The 3,728-nt window shown below is 44.2% G+C and carries 3 protein-coding genes; all 3 read left to right on the top strand.

The annotated features are described in order from the left end of the window. Positions 1–61 precede the first annotated feature (61 nt). The 3 genes from pomA to thiI all read left to right on the top strand — a co-directional run bounded on the left by pomA (position 62) and on the right by thiI (position 3,393). Positions 62–826, top strand: coding sequence for a flagellar motor protein PomA (pomA, locus tag B9J84_RS01880; protein WP_013857399.1), 765 nt, complete (start codon positions 62–64; stop codon positions 824–826). Between the two features lie 11 nt (positions 827–837). Then, complete coding sequence (locus B9J84_RS01875; RefSeq protein ID WP_017044193.1) at positions 838–1,782, top strand: flagellar motor protein MotB; 945 nt, start codon at positions 838–840, stop codon at positions 1,780–1,782. 162 nt (positions 1,783–1,944) lie between these two features. Then, entirely contained in the window at positions 1,945–3,393 is a 1,449-nt protein-coding gene (thiI, locus tag B9J84_RS01870) for a tRNA uracil 4-sulfurtransferase ThiI (RefSeq protein ID WP_026028114.1), read from the top strand. The last annotated feature ends 335 nt before the right edge of the window (positions 3,394–3,728 follow it).

Here is a 3,728-nt window from a genome sequence, read left to right as displayed (position 1 = left end):
TTCTATTGCCGATAACGAGTTTAAACTCATTATCGCGGGTAAGCAGCATGAGGAGTGCTTTGTGGATTTAGCAACGCTGATAGGCCTGATCGGAGGCCTCGCTTTCGTTATTATGGCGATGATTTTAGGCGGAAGCCTAATGATGTTCTTCGACGTCACATCCATCTTGATCGTAGTGGGTGGGTCAATGTTTGTTGTATTGATGAAGTTCACGATGGGACAATTCTTCGGTGCAGCCAAGGTGGCAGGTAAGGCATTTATGTTCAAATCCGATGAACCTGAAGATTTGATCGCAAAAATCGTGGAAATGGCTGATGCGGCGCGGAAAGGTGGTTTTCTTGCATTAGAAGAGATGGAAATTACCAATAGCTTCATGCAAAAGGGGATCGATTTGCTGGTGGATGGCCATGATGCTGACGTGGTGCGCTCTGCGTTGCAAAAAGACATTGTATTGACTGATGAGCGTCATTCACAGGGAACTGGCGTATTTCGTGCTTTTGGTGACGTAGCGCCAGCGATGGGCATGATCGGTACTTTGGTGGGCTTGGTTGCCATGCTGTCTAACATGGATGACCCTAAATCAATTGGTCCTGCCATGGCCGTTGCCTTATTAACTACCTTGTACGGCGCTGTTCTCTCGAACATGATTTTTTTCCCGATTGCAGACAAACTCGCTTTGCGCCGAGATCAAGAAAAGCTTAACCGCCGTTTAATCATGGATGGTGTTCTGGCTATTCAGGATGGACAAAACCCACGGGTCATTGATAGTTATCTGAAAAACTACCTCAATGAAGGCAAGCGTGTTTTAGATGTTGATAGCGAATAACGGAGCCTGTAATGGATGATGAAGAAGGCTGTAAATGCCCACCTCCCGGCTTGCCGTTGTGGATGGGAACCTTTGCCGATTTAATGTCGCTGTTGATGTGTTTCTTCGTACTACTGCTCTCTTTTTCCGAGATGGACGTACTGAAGTTTAAACAGATAGCGGGCTCGATGAAGTTTGCTTTTGGTGTGCAAAATCGTTTGGAAGTGAAAGACATTCCTAAAGGGACAAGCATCATTGCACAAGAGTTTCGCCCAGGCCGCCCCGAGCCGACACCGATTGATGTCATCATGCAACAAACCATTGATATCACGCAGCAGACACTTGAGTTTCAAGAAGGGGATTCAGATCGAGCGGGTGGTGTTCAGCGTGAAGAAGGTCAATTGACGGGGGGGCAATCCCCTGAAACTTCAACGCAGAATAATCAAAATACTCAATCGGAAATGCAACAACAGCAAGCAGAATCTATGTCGCAAGAGATGGAAATTGTTGAACAGGACATCAAAAAAGCGTTAGCAAGAGAAATCGAACAAGGCGCAATTGAAGTTGAAAACTTAGGTCAGCAATTGGTGATCCGTATTCGTGAAAAAGGTGCGTTTCCCGAAGGTTCTGCATTTCTACAACCTAAGTTTCGTCCATTGGTTCGTCAAATTGCCGATCTGGTTAAAGATGTGCCGGGCATTGTGCGTATTTCTGGCCATACCGACAATCAAAGTGTCGATTCTGAATTGTATCGCTCAAACTGGGATCTTTCGGCTCAACGAGCGGTTTCTGTGGCGCAAGAGATGGAAAAGGTTCGTGGGTTTTCTCATCAACGACTCAGGGTGCGTGGTATGGCCGATACCGACCCAGTCGGCTCTAACGATACGGAAAGTGAACGTTCACGCAACCGCCGAGTAGAAATCAGTATCATGCAAGGTGAACCGCTGTACAGTGATGAAGTTCCATCCGTTCAGTAAGTTACGTTGGATTATGTAAAAACACATAGACGAGCGCTAAGGCTCGTCTTTTTTATGGTTATCACCTCGTGTATAATCCTGCGCCCTTAGCGGTGTATCAGTAGCAAGCAGAATGCGACCCATTGATTCACCACGTTGCCCAATCAGATTGCGAATAGAACTATGAAATTTATTGTTAAGCCCCATCCGGAAATTTTTGTTAAAAGTGACTCAGTACGCAAGCGCTTCACAAAAATTTTAGAGTCCAATATTCGTAATATCATCAAACGAAGAACAGAGTCAGTCGCGGTATTTAACCGTCGCGATCACATTGAAGTGGCTGCGCAAAGTGACCAATACTATCAAGAAGTCCTTGAAATTCTGACTCACACTCCTGGCATCCAGCAAGTGCTCGAAGTGCAGCAATCTGAGTTTAAGGATATGCATGACATTTACGAGCAAGTGTTAGCGCTCAGCCGTAATAACATCGAAGGAAAAACTTTTGTCGTGCGTGCTAAGCGTCGAGGAAAGCATGATTTTACCTCAATCGATGTTGAGCGTTATGTTGGTGGTGGTTTAAACCAAGCAGTTGAGAGTGCAAAAGTTCAACTTAAAAACCCGGACGTTACCATCAATATTGAAATAGCCGATGAATTGCTCAATCAAGTGATTGCCCGTTATAAAGGCTTAGGTGGTTTCCCTCTTGGTACTCAAGAAGATTTATTGAGTTTAATTTCTGGTGGTTTTGACTCGGGTGTATCAAGCTATTTACACATCAAACGTGGCTCAAAAGTGCATTATTGCTTCTTCAATTTAGGCGGTCCAGCGCATGAAATTGGTGTAAAGCAAGTGGCCCATTATTTGTGGAATAAATACGGTTCTTCAGCCAAAGTGCGTTTTATCTCGGTCGATTTCGAGCCTGTGGTGGCTGAAATCTTAGAAAAAGTAGACGATGGCCAAATGGGTGTGGTGCTAAAACGTATGTTTATGCGCGCCGCAGGCATGATAGCTCATAAGTTAAATATTGAAGCTTTAGTGACCGGAGAAGCGTTGGGTCAAGTTTCGAGCCAAACTCTAACTAATCTTCGTCATATTGATGGTGTGACAGATACTTTAATTTTACGTCCTCTCATCAACTGGGACAAAGAAGAGATTATTAAAGTGGCGCGCGAGATTGGAACAGAAGATTTCGCCAAAACGATGCCAGAATACTGTGGGGTTATTTCAAAAAGCCCAACAGTTAAAGCGGTGAAAGCGAAATTAGAAGCCGAAGAAGCGAAGTTTGATTTCTCAATCCTAGAGCACGTAGTTTACAACGCTCGTCAAATGGATATTCGTGATATTGAGAAAGAGAGCCAAGAGCAAGCACCTGAAGTTGAACAAGTGACCGCTATCGAAAAAGATGCGGTGGTACTTGATATTCGTAGCCCAGATGAAGAAGATGACAAGCCACTGCTGATTGAAGGTGTGGAAGTAAAACATTTGCCTTTCTACAAGTTATCGACTCAGTTTGGCGATTTGGATCAATCGAAAACATATCTCTTATATTGTGCGCGCGGTGTGATGAGCCGGCTTCAAGCTTTGTATTTGAAAGAGCAAGGCTTTAACAACATCAAGGTATATCGACCTTAATCGTTATCTCGATACAGAATCGACCGCTCACGTTTTCGTGAGCGGTTTTTTATGGCTCCGAGTTAATCACAGACATAAAAAAACACCGCCCAAGGGCGGTGCTAAAGAATTTGACAGACAGGTCAAACAATAAATACAGGAAGTATATGTTTTGGTGCAGGGGATAACTGCACAAAACAGGATGGTAGAATTCTACCTCACTCGAAATACGAGTTTGCAAACACAACATCGCAACAAAAGCCAATTGATTCATAACTGAATCAAGCCGTTCAGGCCTTGTTGCGGGGTGAAATATAGAATTTCTCTAGCCGCTCGGCAATGGACAATTTATAATG

The organism is Vibrio sp. V03_P4A6T147 (assembly GCF_002241085.1).
In the GTDB taxonomy this organism is placed as follows: Bacteria; Pseudomonadota; Gammaproteobacteria; order Enterobacterales; family Vibrionaceae; genus Vibrio; species Vibrio anguillarum.
This window is presented reverse-complemented; position numbering and strand designations above follow the sequence as displayed.